The following is an 18050-nucleotide window of genomic DNA, read 5'->3' on the forward strand; positions in this document are numbered from 1 at the left end:
AATCAATTTGGAGTTTTGCATGCGGCTTTGGAAGCAGCTTTTGATCTGTCTGGTCATTCTTGCCGTCGGCCTTGGCATCTGGGTTCGCTTCGTGCCGGGGGCGGGTGCGATGCTGGCCAAAGCCGGTGTGCCGGAGAAGCTGTTGGCCTATGTTGCGAAACCGGTGGATGCCGCCAAACAAGGTGAAGCACAAGGGCAGGGCGGCCAGAACCAAGGTGGACGCGGCCAAGGCAGCGGTGCGCCGCTTGTCGTCACGCAGCCGGCCGATACCGCTGTTGTCAACGACCGGCTGAATGCCATCGGCACCGGCGAGGCCATCCTGTCGGTCAGCGTCACGCCGCTTGCGACCGGCAATTTGACGGAAATTCTGGTAAAATCCGGCGACCGCATCGAAAAGGGACAAGTTATTGCCAGGCTTGACAGCGACGAGCAGAAGATTGCCGCCGCCCAGGCCAAGGTCGCTCTCGACAGCGCCCGTGAAAAGGTCGATCGCAACCGCAAGCTCGGCAATGCCGTCTCGGTCGCCATCCTGCGCGAAGCCGAATTTGCCATGCAGGCCGCCGAACTGGCGCTGCAGACGGCGGAACTGGACCTGAAGCGCCGCGATATCGCGGCTCCGTCCGGTGGCATCGTCGGCATCATCACGGCCCATCCGGGCGACTACGTCACCACCTCGACGTCCATCGCCGTGGTCGACGACCGCTCGCAAATCCTCGTCGATTTCTGGGTGCCGGAGCGGTTTTCGACCAAGGTCTCGGTCGGCCAGGATATTTCGGCCACTGCCATCGCGCTGCCGACCTCGGAGCTTTCCGGCGTCATCGACGCCATCGACAACCGTGTGGACCAGGCCAGCCGGACGCTTCGGGTCCGCGCGCGGATCGACAATCCGGATGATACGCTGCGGGCCGGCATGTCGTTTTCCGTTTCGGTGCGGTTTGCCGGTGACACCTATCCGACGGTCAACCCGCTGGCGATCCAGTGGAGTGCCGACGGGTCTTTCGTCTGGCGTGTCGAAGATCAGAAGTCGCAGCGGGTTCCGGTCAAGATCATCCAGCGTAATTCCGACAAGGTGCTGGTCGATGCAACGCTGGCCAAGGGCGATGCTGTGGTGATCGAAGGCGTGCAGCGGCTGCGTGATGGCGGGGCCGTCCGCATCGCCGGAGAGCAGCGGCAACAAAAACAGAAACCGCTGCAGAGCGACCAGGAACAGAAGGTTTCCGAGGCGGAGGCGGCGAAATGAGCGGCGGATCCGGGCACAAGGGTGCTGGCAGCACAGCTGGCTTCACAGCGCTTTTCATCCGTCGGCCGATCTTTGCGCTTGTCGTCAATACGCTGATCATCGTTGCGGGTCTTGCTGCTCTGAACGGTATCGAGATCCGCGAACTGCCGCAGGTGGACCAGCCGGTGGTTTCGGTCAACACACAGTTCGACGGCGCTTCGCCGGAAACGGTCGACCGCGAACTGACCTCGGTGATCGAGGGTGCCGTTTCGCGCGTGCAGGGTATCAAGGATATATCCTCGACCTCGCAATACGCGCAGAGCCGCGTTACGCTGCAGTTTTCCGACACCACCGATATCGGCCAGGCCTCCAACGATATCCGCGATGCGCTGGGCCGTGTCTCCAATCAGTTGCCTGACGACGCCGACGAGCCGCGTATCGTGAAAGCCGATGCCGACAGTCAGCCGATCATGCGGCTGGCGCTGACGTCTGATACCCTGTCGATGGAAGACCTGACGCTGCTGGCTGAAAACGAGGTCACCGACCGGTTGGCCGCCGTCGAGGGCGTCGCCGACGTGCAGATCAACGGCGACCAGGAAAAGATTTTCCGCATCGACATCAACCAGTCGAAGCTGGCCAGCCGCGGCCTGACGGTCGCCAATCTGCGCGCAGGCCTTGCCAGCGCATCGATGGACGTGCCGGCGGGGTCGCTGACCAGCGCCGACCAGGATATTTCGGTGCGCGCCACCGCCGACCTGCAGACGCCGGAACAGTTCGAAAACCTCATTCTCGGCAACAATGTCCGCCTCGGCGATATCGCTACGGTGACGCTCGGCCCGGATATCGGCACGTCGTCGCTGCGCTCGGACGGCCGCCAGGGCATTGGCCTTGGCATCATCCGGCAGGCGCAATCCAATACGCTCGATATTTCCGTGGGCGTGAAGAAGGCCGTGACCACCATCGCCGAAATCCTACCGAAGGGAACGCAGCTGAAGGTCACCAGCGATGACGCCGTGTTCATCGAAGGCGCGATCCACGAGGTTGAGATCGCTCTGGCCGCTTCGGTCATCATCGTCACGTTGGTCATCTACATGTTCCTGCTCGACTGGCGGGCAACGCTTATCCCAACGCTGACCATGCCGATCGCCCTGATCGGCACCTGTGCTGCGATCTACATGGCCGGGTTCTCGATCAATATCCTTACGCTTCTCGCCATTGTTCTGGCGACGGGGCTGGTGGTGGACGACGCGATCGTGGTCCTGGAAAACATCGTGCGACGGCGAGGCGAGGGCATGGGGCCGCGTGCTGCCGCCGTGCTCGGTACGCTTGAGGTTTTCTTTGCCGTTATCGCCACCACGGCGACGCTTGCGGCCGTTTTCGTGCCGCTGTCGTTCCTGCCGGGGCAGACGGGTGGGCTGTTCCGCGAGTTTGGTTTCGTGCTGGCCTTCGCCATTCTCTTGTCCGCCTTCGTGTCGCTGACGCTCTGCCCGATGCTGGCGTCGCGCATGCTGAAACCCCATGCCGAGAACCATGGCCATACCGGCTTTATGGGCCGGATCGGCGCCTTCGCGGCCGCGTTTTACAAGCGCACGCTGCGGGCCTGCCTCAATTCACCGCTGATCGTCTTCATGGTCGCTATCATGGTGACGGCTGCCGGTGGCGGTGCCTTCACGCTTTTGAAGTCCGAGTTGACACCGACGGAGGATCGCTCGCGCATCATGGTGCGGATCCAGGCGCCACAGGGCGTGTCGCTGGAATATACCCAGGCCCAGATGCGCCGCGTCGAGGATGGCCTGAAGCCGTTGGTCGACAATGGCGAGATTGCCAATGTCTTCTCCGTGTCCGGTCAGGGTGGGTCGGTCAATACCGGCTTCATGGTGCTGACGCTGGCGCCCTGGAGCGACCGCGACCGCACGCAGCAGCAGATTTCGGCCGATATCACCAAGATAACGGCGAATATTCCGTCGATCCGTGCTTTCCCGATCCAGCCGAACAGCCTCGGCATCCGCGGTGCGGGCAACGGCCTGCAGGTGGCGCTGGTCGGAAACGATTATGCCAAACTCGGCGATGCCGCGTCCAAGCTGGTGCGGCAGATGGAAGACAGCGGCCGCTTTGAAAACGTCCGCCTGAACTATGAGGCCAATCAGGCGCAGTTGTCGGTGACGATCGACCGCGAACGGGCATCCGATTTGGGTATCGATATTGTCGGCCTGTCGGCAGCGCTGCAGGCCATGCTTGATGGCAACAGCGTGCTCGACGTCTATGTCGAGGGGGAATCCTATCCGGTCAAACTGTTGTCGACGACCAATCCCGTCAACGATCCGACCGACCTGCAGAATATATTCCTGAAGACCGGCGACGGCAAGATCGTGCCTATGTCGACCATTGCCACGGTCGAGGAAAAGGCCGTTGCACCGCAATTGTCGCGCGAGCAGCAGCTTCGTTCCGTGTCGCTGTCGGCGGGTCTGACCTCCGGTATCGCCCTCGGTGATGCATTGACCATGGTCGAACAGATGGCCGAACCGCTCTTGCCGCCGGGCTCGCGCGTCGTGCCGCTGGCAGAAGCCGCGACCCTGGACGAGAATGCCAATGGCATGTTCGTCACCTTCGGGTTTGCGCTGGTTATCATCTTCCTGGTGCTGGCCGCGCAGTTCGAAAGCCTGATCAGCGGCCTGATCATCATGTCGACCGTGCCGCTGGGCCTTGCCTGCGCCGTGTTTGCCATGCTGCTCACCGGCAATACGCTCAACATCTACAGCCAGATCGGGCTTGTGCTGTTGGTCGGTATCATGGCGAAGAACGGCATCCTGATCGTCGAGTTCGCCAATCAGCTGCGCGACCGTGGCGAGGACCTGCGCTCGGCAATCGAGAACGCGGCGAACATCCGGCTGCGTCCGGTGATGATGACGATGATCGCCACCATCGTCGGTGCTGTACCGCTGGTGTTGGCAAGTGGCGCTGGTGCCGAAGCCCGCGTTGCACTCGGCTGGGTGCTGGTTGGCGGCCTTGGTCTTGCCACCGTCGTGACGCTCTACCTGACGCCCGTCGCCTATCTCGTCATTGCCCGATTCACCAAGCCGCATGTCGACGAGGAGCGGCGGTTGCAGCGCGAAATGCAGCATGCCGAAACGCTGCAACTGGCGGAAGCCGCCGAATAGAGGGTCGGCGGCGGACCAAGCGTCGCCGCCATTTTCTCTGTCCTCCCCCATACCGGTGCAGAAGCTATTTCTCCCCTGTGTCCAGACTGTCTCACTTTGTCGCAATTCTTTGCTAAACCCGTCACCTACCGGATGAGGTTTCTGGACAAAGTGATTCCGATTTGCACAGTAGAGCGTTGAAATCTAAGAATTTCCGCGATGCTGAGCGGAGGTTCGGGGGAGAGGCATGGCACTGAAGGCGATCAAGGCGGGCATCCGCAACGAAACCGGTATTGAAGCAGCGTTGAAGCTGATGCGGGAGCGGTTCGGCGATCGATTCCAGACCGGCCCGGCCATTCGCGCCCAGCACGCGCATACGACCACCTATATTCCGGCTCAGCTGCCCGATGGCGTCGTTTTTCCGGAGAGTTCAGCCGAGGTCGAGGCGATCGTCGCGATTGCCAGCGAGCACCAAGTTCCGCTGATTGCCTTTGGTACCGGCTCATCGCTGGAAGGTCATATCAACGCGCCGCATGGCGGCATCAGCGTCGATATGAGCCGTATGGACAAGGTGCTGGAGGTCAATGCCAGCGATTTCGATTGTACCGTCCAGCCGGGGATCACCCGGGAAGCGCTGAACGTCTATCTGCGCGATACCGGCCTGTTCTTTCCGATCGATCCCGGCGCCAACGCCTCGATCGGCGGCATGGCCTCTACCCGGGCTTCGGGCACCAACGCAGTGCGCTATGGCACGATGAAGGACAACGTGCTGGCGGTAACCGCAGTGACGGCCAGCGCCAAGGAAATCCGCACCGCGCACCGTGCCAAGAAGTCATCGGCCGGTTATGATCTCACCCGTCTGTTCGTCGGGGCGGAAGGCACGCTCGGCATCCTGACCTCGGTCACGCTGAAACTGCAGGGCATTCCGGAACTGATCGCCGGCGGTGTCTGCTCGTTTCCATCGGTCGGCGATGCCTGCAATACGGTGATTCTGACCATCCAGTCGGGCATTCCGGTGGCGCGCATCGAACTGCTCGACGCTGTGCAGATGAAGGCGAGCAACGCCTATTCTGGTCTGACCTTTGCGGAAGCACCGACATTGTTCGTCGAGTTCCATGGAAATGCCGAGAGCGTCGCGCTGCAATCGAAGCAGTTTGCCGAGATCGCGGCGGAGTTCGGTAGTTCCGAATTCGAGTGGACCGCCAATACCGAGGAACGCAATGCGCTGTGGAAGGCGCGGCACAACGCCTATTGGGCTCAGAAGAGCCTGGCGCCGGGCCTCGCCATTCTATCCACCGATGTCTGCGTGCCGATTTCGCGGCTTGCCGATTGTGTCGAGGCGACGCATGAGGATATCGCCGCACACGGCCTGATCGCGCCGATCGTCGGGCATGCGGGGGACGGCAATTTCCATGTCGGCTTACTGTTCGATGACAAGGACGACGCCGATATTGGCAAGGCGGAGGCCTTTGTGGCGCGGCTCAACAGGCGGGCGCTGGATATGGATGGTACCTGCACCGGCGAGCACGGCATCGGCCAGGGCAAGATGCCGTTTCTTCAGGATGAACTCGGCGATGCGCTGGATCTGATGCGGCAGGTCAAGCGGGCGCTCGATCCCGGTAATATCTTCAATCCCGGCAAGATTTTTGCCATGTGAAAATGATGGGTGGATGGTAAGGAGTGGTAGACGCCCATAAGGGCGCTATCTTCGGCGGTCGAATGGGATAGGGCTTTCAACTGGTGCTTTCGCGAATTCTGGTTTTTGTCGGTGGTCTTCTGGTCGTGGTACTGTTTGCCGCGCTGATTGCGCCGCTGTTCGTGGACTGGACGGATTTCCGCAAGGATTTCGAGCGCGAGGCAACCCGGATCATGGGGAAGCCCGTGGTCGTTCACGGCAGCGTCGATGCCCGCCTCATTCCCTTTCCCTCGGTGACGCTCAATGACGTGCGTGTCGGCCAGTCTGAAACCGGCGAACCACTGATCCAGGTTGAGCATTTCTCGATGGATGCCGAGCTGGCGCCCTTCCTGTCCGGCGAAGCCCTGATCTTCGACATGCGGCTGGAGCAACCCAAGGCGAAAATCCGGCTGCTGCCGGATGGCACGCTCGATTGGGCGCGGGGTCGCAAGGCCTCCATTCCGGCGAAGACCGTGATCCTTGAAAATGTCGCCATTACCGGCGGCCAGATCGACTTCATCGACGAGCAGACGGGCCGCACCCGGCGCGTCACCGGGCTTGAAGCCGATCTTTCGGCCCGCTCGCTTGCTGGCCCCTGGAAGATGGAAGGCCGCGCGGCGCTCGACGGCGAAGTCGGCAGCTTTGCCTTTTCTAGCAGCGCGGCCGATGAAACCGGCACGCTCGGTCTTCGTTCGCGGCTGACGCCGGACAAGCGGCCCTTTGGCGTCGAGCTCGACGGTGACCTCAAGATCGTCGATTTCAAGCCGGTCTATCAGGGCAAGTTCACCCTGACGGAAAACAAGCCGGCTGAAGCGCAAAAGACGCAGGACAAATCGGCAGCATTGCGGGTGACCGGCGGGTTCGAGCTGACCAATGAACGCATTCGCGTGCCCGACTACCGGCTGGAGATCGGCCCCAAGGACGATCCGTATCTGGTAACCGGTGAGGCGACGCTCGATACCGGCAAGGAGCAGGAATTCCTGCTTTTGGCCGATGGCCAGCAGATCGACGTCAGCCGCATCGGCAATGCGGGTGCGGCAGGCAAGACCGGCCGCGACCCGGCTATTTCGGTGCGGCAGAGACTTGCGGCAATCATGGCGATCGCAGCCGATATTCCGATCCCGCAGGTGCCGGGACGGGCGAGCCTGAAACTGCCGGCAATCGTCATCGGCGATACCACCGTGCGCGACGTTCGGCTTGATCTGCGGCCCGACGGGGCAGGCTGGATGGTTGACAATGCCGTTGCTCAACTGCCTGGCCGCACGCAATTCGAGGCCAAGGGGCGGCTGCAGCTGACCGGGCTGCGTGCGTTTCGCGGCGAGATGCTGGTTGCGTCCAATCAGCCTTCGGGGCTGGCGACCTGGCTTGCAGGCTCTGTCGATCCGGCAATCCGCAAATTGAAGACCGCCGGGTTTTCGGCGACGGTGAACCTGACGGATACGTTGCAGCAGTTCGAGCGGCTGGAGGCGGCAGCCGGTCCCGCCGTGCTGCGCGGCCGTATTGAACGGCAGGCGCTGGAGGGCACGCCGCCGAACCTGTCGTTGCAGCTCAACGGCAACAGTATCGATCTGGAAGCGCTGCAGGCGCTGGCCGGACTGGTGGCCGGCGACGCCTCCGCCGCGACGCTTCTGTCGCACACGATCGCGGCAGACCTTTCCGCGGATAAGTTCTCCGCGTTCGGCGAGGATGCCAGCGACGTGCAGATGGTGGCAACACTGAAAAATGGGCAGCTGCAGGCCGAGCGCGTATCTGTCGGCAATATTGCAGGCACGCAGCTTGCTTTGTCAGGCCGGATGAGCGGCGAAATGACCGCGCCGGTGATTTCGGCCAAGATGAAGCTGGCATCACCGGACCTGACCCCGTTCCTGAAAATGATCGAGCGCCACGCCGAAGCGCACCCGGCGCTGGAGCGGCTGGTGAAGAGCGGCCCTTATTACAGCAATGCGGCACTCGACCTGACGCTGTCCGCCGGCAGCCAGGACGGCAAGGCGCCGGTAACATTCGGTATTATCGGCTCGGCCAACGGCACCAAGATCGCTGCCAACTATCAGGCACCTGATATCGCGCAAGCGCTTGCCGGGCAGGGCATTCTTTTGGAAGCCACGATGGAAAACCCGTCGACGCCGGTACTGCTCGGCCAGGTCGGCTTTGATCCGTTGCCGTTCGATGCGGATGAGAATGCCATCCTGTCGGTAAAGCTCCAGGGCACCGATGGCCAGAAGGCCAATGCCGGCCTGACCTTCACGACGGCGCGCACGGCATTTTCGGCCAACGGCGACATCAACCTGTCGCGCGAGAATTTTCTATCCGGCCAATCGAAGATCTCGCTGGAAAGCCAGGATTTCGAGCCGTTCCTGCTTTTGCAGGGGATCGGTCTGCCGCAGATGGGGACCGGCCTGCCGCTGGCGCTGAAGGCGGATATAGCGACAACGCCTGATGCCATCAGCCTTTCGTCTATCGAGGGCAAGGCGGACGGAAATGCCTTTTCCGGCACTTTTGCGATCGACCGGAAAACACCGGGCAAGGCGACGGGGCAGATCGCACTCGATACACTGGACCTTGCCTGGATGGGCGAGGGTATTTTGGGTGCTGTCCAGGATTCGACAAACGGCGATCTGTCGAGTGCGCCGGTTATTCAGCCGCCCTGGAGCGGCTTCGACGTGGCCATCGACCTCTCCGCCAAACAATTCTGGCCAGGCGTCTATGGTGCGATCTCGGACATGTCCGGCAAGCTCGTGTGGAAAGGCGATCAGGTGACCATCGAACCGCTTGCTGGTGGTTGGCTGGGCGGCAAGGTCGAGGGACGGATATTGCTGGGCAACGGCGACGCCTCCGGTTTCCTGCAGACGCGGCTTGATCTGAAGGACGGCGATTTGGCGGCGGCCGCATGGAAGACCGGCGGCGCTGCAGTGGCGGAGGGAAAATTCGACCTGACGCTTGCCATGGAAGCCTCCGGCAAGACGGCAAGGGCCATGGCTGAATCCGCCAGCGGCTCCGGTACGCTGACGCTGCGCGATGCTGTCGTGCATGGTCTCAATACCGGTGCGCTGCCTGACATCATGGTTGCGGCGGACGGCATGCAAGGCGAAATTACCCCTGACACGATCAAGCCCTTGGCGGAGAAGCAAGTGCTGACGGGGCAGGCGGCGCTCGGCGCGGTGTCCGTGCCGTTCAGCATCGCAGGTGGCACGCTCAGGGCACAGAACGTGACGGCAGGCGATGCGGCGGCGGGGCTTTCCGGAAATCTGGAAATCAGCTTTCCCGACGAGCGGATGACGGCTGACCTCGGTGTCGATTTTCGCCCGGGAGAAGAGGCGCTGACGGGAGCCGAGGCCAAGGTGAACCTTGCTTATGCCGGCCTCCTGCATTCGCCGGGCATGACCTTCGACGCCACCGATCTGTCAAATTTCCTTTCGCTCAGGGCCTTCGAGCGTGAACGCCGCCGTGTCGAGGCGCTGCAGGCCAACGTGCTTGAAAAGCAGCGGCTGCGGCGAGAGGTGGCGCTCTACAAGGCCAATGCGGTGGAGCGCGAGGCGGCACGTCTGCGGGCAGTCGAGGAGCAGCGCCGGCGTCAACTGGCAGCCGAGGCGGCTGCACGGCAGAAGGCAGAGGCCGATGCACAGGCGCTCGCCGATAAGAAGGCAGCGGAGGAAGCGGCAGCCGCCAAGGCAGCCGAAGACGCGGCCCGAAAGGCTGAAGAGCAAAAGAACCAGAGCCTCCTGCCGTTCGATCCGACCGGCGGCGTGATTGGAGGTGGAAACCTGACCGCGCCGCAAGGCGGTGTCATACAGCAACCGGCCGACCAGTCGCCTGGCACAACAGTTGTCCCGCAACGGCCGCTGAATTTTGAAGTTCTGCCGGGCGTCGACCCGTAGCGGTCACAACAGGTGCCGTTGATCCGGCCTCGCCGCCACTTTGATCAATGCCTGTAGGACTTGATCCAGTTCAGCACGTGCACCCTGAGCGCCGAGGACAGGTTGCTGTCGGCCGGGCGGGCGTCATCGATCTCGGCGATCAGCTGGGCGAGCGGCATTTGCCGGCTTTCTGCAATTATCTTCAGCTCCTGCCAGAACGGTTCCTCCAGCGAAAAGCTGGTGCGGTGGCCGTGCAGGGTCGCTGAATGCTTGCGGATCACGATGTCGCCTCAGAAAGTGAATCACCTTTCTTTGAAAGCGATTCCGGAGATTGGGCTTATCTATTGATTTCGTTGGAGATTGAGCGCGCGCCTGAGGACCTCAGGTGCTCTTGTCCTGTGGCGTTTCGCGCTTGCCTTGGTCGAGGGCTTTGCTGGCCTTGTCGTTGAGCGCCTTGGTCAGCTGTTTTTCGACCTTTGTCCGGCCGAAGGAAACACGGTTCTGCTCCGCCGTCTTGTCCTTCTCCGTCCGCGCCTTCTGCTTGCGGAACTGACGGAGATTGACGACGTCGCCGGTCATGATGAACCTGTTCGAAGTTGGGGTTTCAGTTCTTCTTGCGGAAAGAATCCAGCGAAACCACCGAGCCGCCTTCCTTCTTGCCGTCATCGCCGGTCTTGCCATTGTCGCCGGTTTTGGCTTCGGTGTCCTGGTCGCCGGACTGTTCAGCCGTTGCGGCCGGATAGGCAGTGATTTCGGCGCTTTCTTCCTCTTCGACGGCAGCCACATCGAACTCAAGCTCGAAATTGACGGACGGGTCGTAGAAGCCGCGGATAGCGTTGAACGGGATCACCAGTTTTTCCGGGGTGTCGGAGAAGGACAGGCCGATTTCGAACAGCGTCTCGGTCACCTTCAGATCCCAGAACTGATGCTGCACGACGATCGTCATCTGCTCGGCATATTTGGCCTTCAGGTGCTGGGAAATGCGCACGCCGGGTGCACCGGTGAGAAAGGTGATGAAGAAATGATGATCTCCGGGAAGAGCCCCCGTGGCTGCGACTTCGATCAGGACCTTGCGAATGACGCTGCGAAGCGCATCCTGCGCCAGAATGTCGTAGCGGATATGGTCTTGGCCCATAAGATCCCCGTCTTTCTTGTAACTCAACTCTGTCACACTTATGCCATTTGCTCTGTACGCAGGAAAGTCCTGACATACGAGTCATTTGCATCATCTATAGACCATTTCAAGGCAACCGAGAAGGCGGCGTAGACGGTGAGACGGTTGGGGAGAGATGGGAGAAGTGGAGGTTTCTGTTGCCAGGTACCTCCGAACCCCGCCTTACGGTGCGAACCGGAAGGACTTGATTTGAAGTGTCACACTGCGATTAAGCAGCGAGACGAGCTTCCGCATAGTTGTCGTTTGCAACTACAATTTTAGCCCGATAACGGTGGTACAATGCCGAGCAAAAAGTCGATCTTTACACCCTTGTCGATCCTATTTCGCCCCCATCAAAAGCCGGTCAGCCATTCTTGACATGTAAGTCACGTCTGACCGGTTTTTGGTGGAGGCGCCGGGTACTGAACCTTATACGACTATCCAAACTTTCGCCCACTTCGTCCAAGCGGAAATAAGGCGCTCTAATCAGGTGCGTGTGGGCGAAACTTAGCTCACACAAAATTCAATTGGAAGGAACGAGCGTTGAGGGTGAAAGTGGAGGTTTCTGTTGCCAGGTACCTCCGAACCCCGCCTAAAGGTGCGACCCCTTAGGACTTGATTTGAAGTGTCACACTGCGATTAAGCAGCGAGACGAGCTTCCGCATAGTTGTCGTTTGCAACTACTATTGTGACCCGATAACGGCGGTATCATGCCGAGTACAGCTTTTGTCTTTCAACACCAGTCGATCCCATGTCGCCCCCAATTGCAGACGAAACGATCATCAAGTTGCTTGGTGGAGGCGGCGGCATCGAAGCCGCGTCCTGCATGCCTATTGCACAAAAGGTTTAGCACCATGTCTCCCGAGGGAGCACTAGGACAGATAAAGATTTTCGTCGGTATAATCAAGGGAGCATGCGATCATTTCCCTTTTAATGGGACGATCTTCGGAGCCATGGTTGCTTTCACCTGCCGCAGCTCACCCCGAACCGCCCTTAGTTCCATCCACCAAGTATGGGCTCTATCGGCCAATTTCTGATACTGCATCAGCAGATCGGGGCCGGACGGGTTTGCCGGTAAGCTTCGCGTAGCTCGGGACAGGTGCGTTTCCAACATGGCCAACAACGCAGCTTCCACATAGTCGAGGGTCGCCGGATGTTTGTACAGGAAATTCGGGTTCCTCCCTGCCATCTGGGAAATATTCCTGTGCGAGATCAGTAGCTTGCCAGTCGTTGAAACTCTCATCTCGAATGTACCGTCAGTAATTTCGTTCTCAAGGGAGGCTATGACTTCGTCGATAGCGATCAAAGCATCTTTTGTCTTAGCCGCGCACGAAGCGCGAAGTGATGCGTTGATCCCGTTTTTCATAGTATGAACCATCTCTTTAGATCAGGATTTGATTCTAGCATTTTGTCAAACTCAGGCGATAGTTCAGGCCAACTCATTAACTGATCTTGCAAATCTCTAGCGAGCCTAGCCCTTTCCAGAACCGACACCGTCTCATCACTCAACCAGGTCGGTGCGTGACTGATCTGTCGTAAAACCGCATTAAATTCATGAATAAGCTCAACACGGAAGGCACATTTCGCTGAGCAATTCTCGATGTCGGCTAATAAGTCGTTGGCTGCGATTGCACACATGCCTACCTGATTGGCGGGTTTAAAGCACTGCACGTGCTCACTTACTTTTACAGGTGATATGCTGACATCAGTTGCTGCCAAAGCAATTTGATCCCGGATGTCGTGGCGATCCTCTTGAGCGATCCCCATCGCGGCTATATTATGTTCAGCCCGTTTTCCCTGTCGACCTCCGATACCAGGTCCGCCGAGGGCCTTAGACGCATCCACAACGTTGGCTATTGCTTCCGATGAAGCGGAGCGGTTTGCGTCCTCAAGATCGCGTTTAATGAATGGAGAGGATAGGGCGTAGCCAGCGGCTTCCGTAACACTCGCGTGTCCCATGATTTCGCTCAGGAGATCGAGGGGCTTGTCACGAACATGCATGACGACAGCGACGAGAGTTTTTCTCCAGACGTACGAACTTACTCGACGCTCAATGCCGTGGCGACCGTTGAAGTTATTTAAAATTGCATTGAAGTTGCTCCCATTCCACACCCGACCGCGCAGCGGATTTGTGAAAAGTCGATCTGTATGGGAGTAAAATTTCTCCCGCAGCACCTCCATCACTCGATAAACACATGCGAGATATGGATGAACAGGGAAAAATCTCGTGTGCCCATATATTTTTTGACTGGCTTTCACGGTTGTGGTCACCAAACGTAGTCGCTCGCAGATCATTACAGTTGATCCAGTGTCACCTCTCACGCAACCGGACTTTGCAGAGAGAAATTCAGACGTACGCATGCCAAGATAGAATCCTGTTAGGTGAAATGCTGAAACCTGAAGGAACACGATGATGTAGAATCTGAAGAAACGAATTTGTATGCCTGCGAACATGGGATATTTTATTATACATGATGCGACGATGACTTTTTTCGCCTTGCGGTCTACCCTTTCAAATTCTTCAACAAGTCCGATAAGTTCAAACGCGTTGGCAATGAGAAAGAGGGATGCCGATAGAATGTGGGCGGTCTCTAACTCTGTTAATGGTTGAACGCCTCTCGGCACGCTAGTGTCGTCGATTTTGCCACCTACGTTAAAGATAAACTTACCGCTAGGAACTGATGCTGACATGTAACCCAAGCGGCTGGCATGGATCATCACTTCCATCTTGTCGATAATGAAGAGCCTTGAGTAGTAAGAGTTGCCGGAACTTCTTTCGAGTGCGCCGGAAGCTGAAGCAGGGGTGAGTTGGGATATGCATTTAACACCCATCTGCTTGAGTTCATGAAAAATGCTTCGTAGTGTTAAGAATTCTGTGTCTATAGTTCCCGGTCGCACGAGTGATTTGCGATTTGCCCCTCTTATTGCGGCTCGGTGATACATTAACGAAAAAGTTATCTCTTTCAGTTGTTTAATAAGCACATCGTCTTCACCTCGCAGCAAACCAGGAAATTGCCGCGACTCTCCCAAAAACCTAAGCTGGTTACGATCTTCCGAGCCTGGGGGCAGCCAGTTTTCAGGGAATCGCCAATAGTCGTCGCCGAAAAGCGAGAGGGGGGTCACTGCAATATCTTGCGAATATGGCGCCAATGCAGGCCTCTTTTGCCACGCGAGTGCAAGCCAGCCCACCCTATGATCGCTTAGCGTTGCGGCTTTCATGGATTTCCTGTGTGCGGTTGTCCGCGCTCAAGCTCATTCAAAATATCGCGACAACGGCGAATCCGATTGTCCAGCGAGCTGGCGAGAAGGGATTGCAATCCAAGCCTGCTTCTTCGTTCTTCTAGCTCTGCAATTTTGTTTTTCACGACTGCCAGTGCGCTCGGAAACCAGCGGGCGCTCGGGCAGCCATCTATACAGTTTTGATGACGACAATAATGATTTGGTGGGGTGTCAGCATCGAAGCCACGCGGTGGGTTGGTTGGCGTCGCGCATCCGTTTCCCCATCGCGTTAAGTAGTTAGGATTCGTGACGTTCAATATCCCGTCGTTGGACAGGCCTTGAGCTTCCAGAAGCGCCCTTACATTTTCTAGTGTATAGCGGCCTGCATTAATCAGCGAGATGCTAAGCGTGAAGATCTCTTGAAAAACTTTGTATATGCGGTCCAACGCAGCTTCGCGTTTAGCATAGATCAGCGAAGTACGGCCTGTTGCATGGCCAGCAAGTATCTGTACAAACGCGAGATGGTGACTAGACATCTCAAACGCGTAGCTCAGGCGGAAGTTTCGCATTGATCTAACGCCGTCGCTCAAACCGTATCTTTTCAAGAAACGCATGGCGGTATCTGCTAGCCCATTTCCAGCGTAAGTTGCGAGGGAGTTGACAGCATGCTTCCCCGACTGCGTGCGATAGATAAACAAATCGTCTTTAATCTTCTTTAAATGTAGGAATTCATCTTGTTCCTTTGGTGTGGTGGCTCTGCACTCTAGTTCCGAGATTCTGTCATTGATCGAGGTGCGCAACTTGGCAGTTAACTCTTCCACGAATTTCAAAAGCCTGTAGGGATGTGACCAAGGCCGTTTCGATGATACGCATCGCACGACTTTGGGAGGATCGAGCGCATCCTGTTTCCCGCGACTTTTCAAGCCTCGGATAAAACAAAAATCGTCTCTTAAATTGTGATTGAAAGGATAGGGCTCTTCCCACTCGCCGCATTTTAATCGAACGACGCTAGAGAAATTGAAACCCGTTCGCACCATAACGAGCGACATGATTGGTATGAGATCGTCGTGGAACGGATGAAACCAACGAATATGTCCATTCCATCCAAATTGGACTGAAACTGTCCCACTGCCGTCAACTACAGTAGGGCCAGGACATGTTTCAAGGCCCCGCATTACTGTGGAGAACCAAGCCTCGTTTCGCATCAAATGCCACGGTTTGAGATGAATGCCGACAATGCGGCTTACTGCAAAATAGCCACTTTGCGGTTTTTTCCATTCCCCTTTTTTTCCGCCACCTACTCGTCTTGGGTCCCTCGCCTCGTTTTCGAGGGCTGCGACCCGATTAGATCTAGCGATGACGAGCTGACAATCCGCCTTGAGCATCTTCACGGTCATTCTAATCTGATCAACCGACGGGATACTCAATGGCTCGGGGTCTTCATCGTCGAAGGGATTTGGAGGGAGAACACTGGCGGGTACTCCAATTACTCCCAAAATCCGGTAGAAGAATCTGACCTTACCCGCTCTGTTTTTCTCCCTGTCGATGAACATGAGAAAGCCAACAACAAAGGGTGTGTCAATTTCCCCAGCTTGTGTTGGCACAAGTGCCCCGTTAGAGCGCGTATGGCCAATATAAGCCGAAATCGCCCGTAACAGATTTCGATAAGACTTGATTGTCCCCTCACTTCTATCTTCCGCGATGTTGTCGAAAATAACTTCTCTGTTGTTCCACAACAGGTCACAACTCTTGAAATCGCGAGGAATCAACGATTCTACGGGGTCAGCCACGCCATGATATACTACATCTTGTTCAATATTTTTGATGTCTATTTGTTCGAGGGGCACGAGCGATCCGGCACCAAATTTCCCTATCCGCCGACCTTTACTCATGCCGCGTCCACACCCAAAAAATCTTCGATGTAGTTGTTGAACAGGGTCTGAAACTGGAATCCAATTTCGCCCGCTGCCAATTGTTTCAGGTACCGCATCGTAGTCGCGAGTTCGGCGTGGCCGAGGTTTTCTTGAAGTATCACGAGTGCAGCTTGGCCGTAGTTTTCGATCTGCTCAAGAGTAAGGTTGGACGGATCAACTCCGTCCTTAGCTGCGTTCCCAGCTATTGCGGCCTCAAGATAGGTGCATGCGTATGTGTGGCGTAGCGTGTGTGCATCAACATCAATTGTTACACCAAGCTTAATCTCGGCACGTTTTTTGGCGCGTTTAAGCTCCCTGTAAATCGCATTTGCGCTGAGGGCGGCCCCGAAACGGTTCAAAAGGAATTGCGCGGGACGGTTATGCTGTAGAATTTTATTGAACGATAAGATTTGTTCCCGCTCCCTTGACGCATAATGCCAAAATAGTCTCATTAGAGACGGAGGAATGTAAACAAGGCGCACCTTCGGTCCCTTACCGACGATGCGGTAGCGACAGTCTCGGGCTGCAACGTCGTTTCCGGAAAAAGCGATATCTGCTGATGGCATAACGCCAATCATGCTGTCGTCCCGTAAATCGTGCCTTAGCTTGTACTTGCCTGGCAGAAAACGGTGCGGCGTGATATTCAGGAGATGTTCCGGGCGAACGTAGTTTTCCCCAGGCATCAGACTGTTGCCTACGATTTCCGACAGCCTCATCCCCATCATGTACATCGCTAGGATTGCGAGGTGAGCACCGCCAGGACGAACCTCGCCGAGTAAAGTCCTTAATTGCCGCTTTGATAGCGGGAGGATATCCCCGGGAGATCCACGTTTCTTATATCGAGTTGGGAGCGCATTTTTACCGAAGTAAGATCTTTTTCGAGCTTCAAAATCTAGGCGCAACAGTTGGTAGTATTTCCTGGCAGTATGTTCATCGACGTTGTCGCTCCAAGGGGAGACAATGCCTTCTTTCTCCATCCACGACCAAGCGCGAAATATTAATGATATCCTTGGGCGAATTGTACTTGCGTAACTCAAAGGAATGGCGTTGCCCGTCGCAAAAAATTCATCAGTCCAGTATCCCTTCCTCATGCACATTGAATATAGGCGGGTATGAAGAGGTTGAACGTTTCGCCATGTTCCGCATGCAAGCTCAGGAAATTGCGAGATATGTTCCTGGAAATTAATGAAGTTAAGTAAAGTGTAAGATGCACCTCTGATAAGAGAGCTGCTTACTTCATATTTTCGTAGTACATCGTTCTGAGGTGTCGCAGCTACCCGGTTAAGACCTTCCTGGAGGAAGAAATTCAATCCTTCGGGATAGTCGTTGTCTTCAGTAAGTAGATACGGTATTCGTAAATCTACAACAGAGCCGTATGGTAGGTTTGTGGCTTCTGGATATCGCAACGACGCCATATTCACTGGCCCTCGCTGAAGTTCCTGACGGGGACGTCGCCCGCGCTCTGAGTGTTTGTCTGGATAAATGTAATAATCCTACAAATCGCCCTTTTATCGGGATCATCACCTACGTCATCGTCCATTTCGTTATCGCTCATTTAGAACCCTTATTTATGTTGGGAAAGTTGTGCCCGGCCGCCCTTATCCAGTTCACGAGGGGCCCACCGGGTTATTTCATTTGGATGCGGAGGCTTCGCAAGTCTGTGAACAGCACGACTCCAGGCTGCCGCTTTTGGTTGGACGCCTTCCCAGGGGCCTCCTTCCGGTGCGGATGTCGCCAGGCGACTTTTGGGTATGGGAAACCGCGCTCCCAGGGAGAAATTGAAACATTTGTTCGCTGGAAGCGAGGTATGATATTTCAGTCTCCATCAGCGCGGGACTGAAGCGCTTCGGGAATACTTTGCAACCGACGACGCCATCGAT

At 57.0% G+C, this 18050-nt stretch carries 11 protein-coding genes and 2 other RNA genes; 4 read left to right on the forward strand and 9 right to left on the reverse strand.

What is annotated here, in order from left to right; translation table 11 throughout:
- Positions 1-19: 19 nt before the first annotated feature.
- The 4 genes from ACP7E0_RS02555 (at position 20) to ACP7E0_RS02570 (ending at position 9906) form a co-directional block, all read left to right on the forward strand.
- Positions 20-1240, forward strand: coding sequence for an efflux RND transporter periplasmic adaptor subunit (locus ACP7E0_RS02555; RefSeq protein ID WP_426122755.1), 1221 nt, complete (start codon positions 20-22; stop codon positions 1238-1240).
- Positions 1237-4377 carry an efflux RND transporter permease subunit gene (locus ACP7E0_RS02560; RefSeq protein ID WP_426122757.1) on the forward strand — a complete coding sequence of 1047 codons (3141 nt, stop codon included), beginning with the start codon at positions 1237-1239 and terminating at the stop codon, positions 4375-4377. The genes ACP7E0_RS02555 and ACP7E0_RS02560 overlap by 4 nt, the downstream gene beginning before the upstream one ends.
- A gap of 226 nt (positions 4378-4603) precedes the next feature.
- Positions 4604-6013: an FAD-binding oxidoreductase gene (locus ACP7E0_RS02565; protein ID WP_426122758.1), complete on the forward strand. Its 1410-nt coding sequence runs from the start codon at positions 4604-4606 to the stop codon at positions 6011-6013.
- Positions 6014-6096: 83 nt separating this feature from the next.
- Positions 6097-9906 carry an AsmA family protein gene (locus ACP7E0_RS02570; RefSeq protein ID WP_426122760.1) on the forward strand — a complete coding sequence of 1270 codons (3810 nt, stop codon included), beginning with the start codon at positions 6097-6099 and terminating at the stop codon, positions 9904-9906.
- A 44-nt stretch (positions 9907-9950) separates the two neighbouring features.
- On the opposite strand, the gene ACP7E0_RS02575 is transcribed toward ACP7E0_RS02570, so the two are convergent.
- From ACP7E0_RS02575 to ACP7E0_RS02615, 9 genes are all read right to left on the reverse strand, one after another.
- The gene (locus ACP7E0_RS02575; protein WP_113317573.1) at positions 9951-10166 is read right to left on the reverse strand and encodes a ribbon-helix-helix domain-containing protein; all 216 of its coding nucleotides are present in this window, start codon (positions 10164-10166) and stop codon (positions 9951-9953) included.
- Positions 10167-10266: 100 nt separating this feature from the next.
- Positions 10267-10464, reverse strand: a complete 198-nt coding sequence (locus ACP7E0_RS02580; RefSeq protein ID WP_426122762.1) for a DUF4169 family protein — start codon at positions 10462-10464, stop codon at positions 10267-10269.
- Positions 10465-10489: 25 nt separating this feature from the next.
- Entirely contained in the window at positions 10490-11020 is a 531-nt protein-coding gene (locus ACP7E0_RS02585) for an SspB family protein (RefSeq protein WP_426122764.1), read from the reverse strand.
- 162 nt (positions 11021-11182) lie between these two features.
- Positions 11183-11575: a transfer-messenger RNA gene (ssrA, locus tag ACP7E0_RS02590) on the reverse strand.
- Between the two features lie 17 nt (positions 11576-11592).
- Positions 11593-11949: a transfer-messenger RNA gene (gene ssrA, locus ACP7E0_RS02595) on the reverse strand.
- Positions 11950-11957: 8 nt separating this feature from the next.
- Positions 11958-12404 carry a hypothetical protein gene (locus ACP7E0_RS02600; RefSeq protein WP_426122765.1) on the reverse strand — a complete coding sequence of 149 codons (447 nt, stop codon included), beginning with the start codon at positions 12402-12404 and terminating at the stop codon, positions 11958-11960.
- The gene (locus ACP7E0_RS02605) at positions 12401-14257 is read right to left on the reverse strand and encodes a hypothetical protein (RefSeq protein WP_426122766.1); all 1857 of its coding nucleotides are present in this window, start codon (positions 14255-14257) and stop codon (positions 12401-12403) included. Before ACP7E0_RS02605 ends, ACP7E0_RS02600 begins: the two co-directional genes overlap by 4 nt.
- The gene (locus tag ACP7E0_RS02610) at positions 14254-16149 is read right to left on the reverse strand and encodes a hypothetical protein (RefSeq protein ID WP_426122767.1); all 1896 of its coding nucleotides are present in this window, start codon (positions 16147-16149) and stop codon (positions 14254-14256) included. The genes ACP7E0_RS02605 and ACP7E0_RS02610 overlap by 4 nt, the downstream gene beginning before the upstream one ends.
- Positions 16146-17576: a tyrosine-type recombinase/integrase gene (locus ACP7E0_RS02615; protein WP_426122768.1), complete on the reverse strand. Its 1431-nt coding sequence runs from the start codon at positions 17574-17576 to the stop codon at positions 16146-16148. Before ACP7E0_RS02615 ends, ACP7E0_RS02610 begins: the two co-directional genes overlap by 4 nt.
- Positions 17577-18050 lie beyond the last annotated feature (474 nt).

It is taken from the genome of Pararhizobium sp. PWRC1-1 (assembly GCF_049897905.1).
In the GTDB taxonomy this organism is placed as follows: Bacteria; Pseudomonadota; Alphaproteobacteria; order Rhizobiales; family Rhizobiaceae; genus Pararhizobium.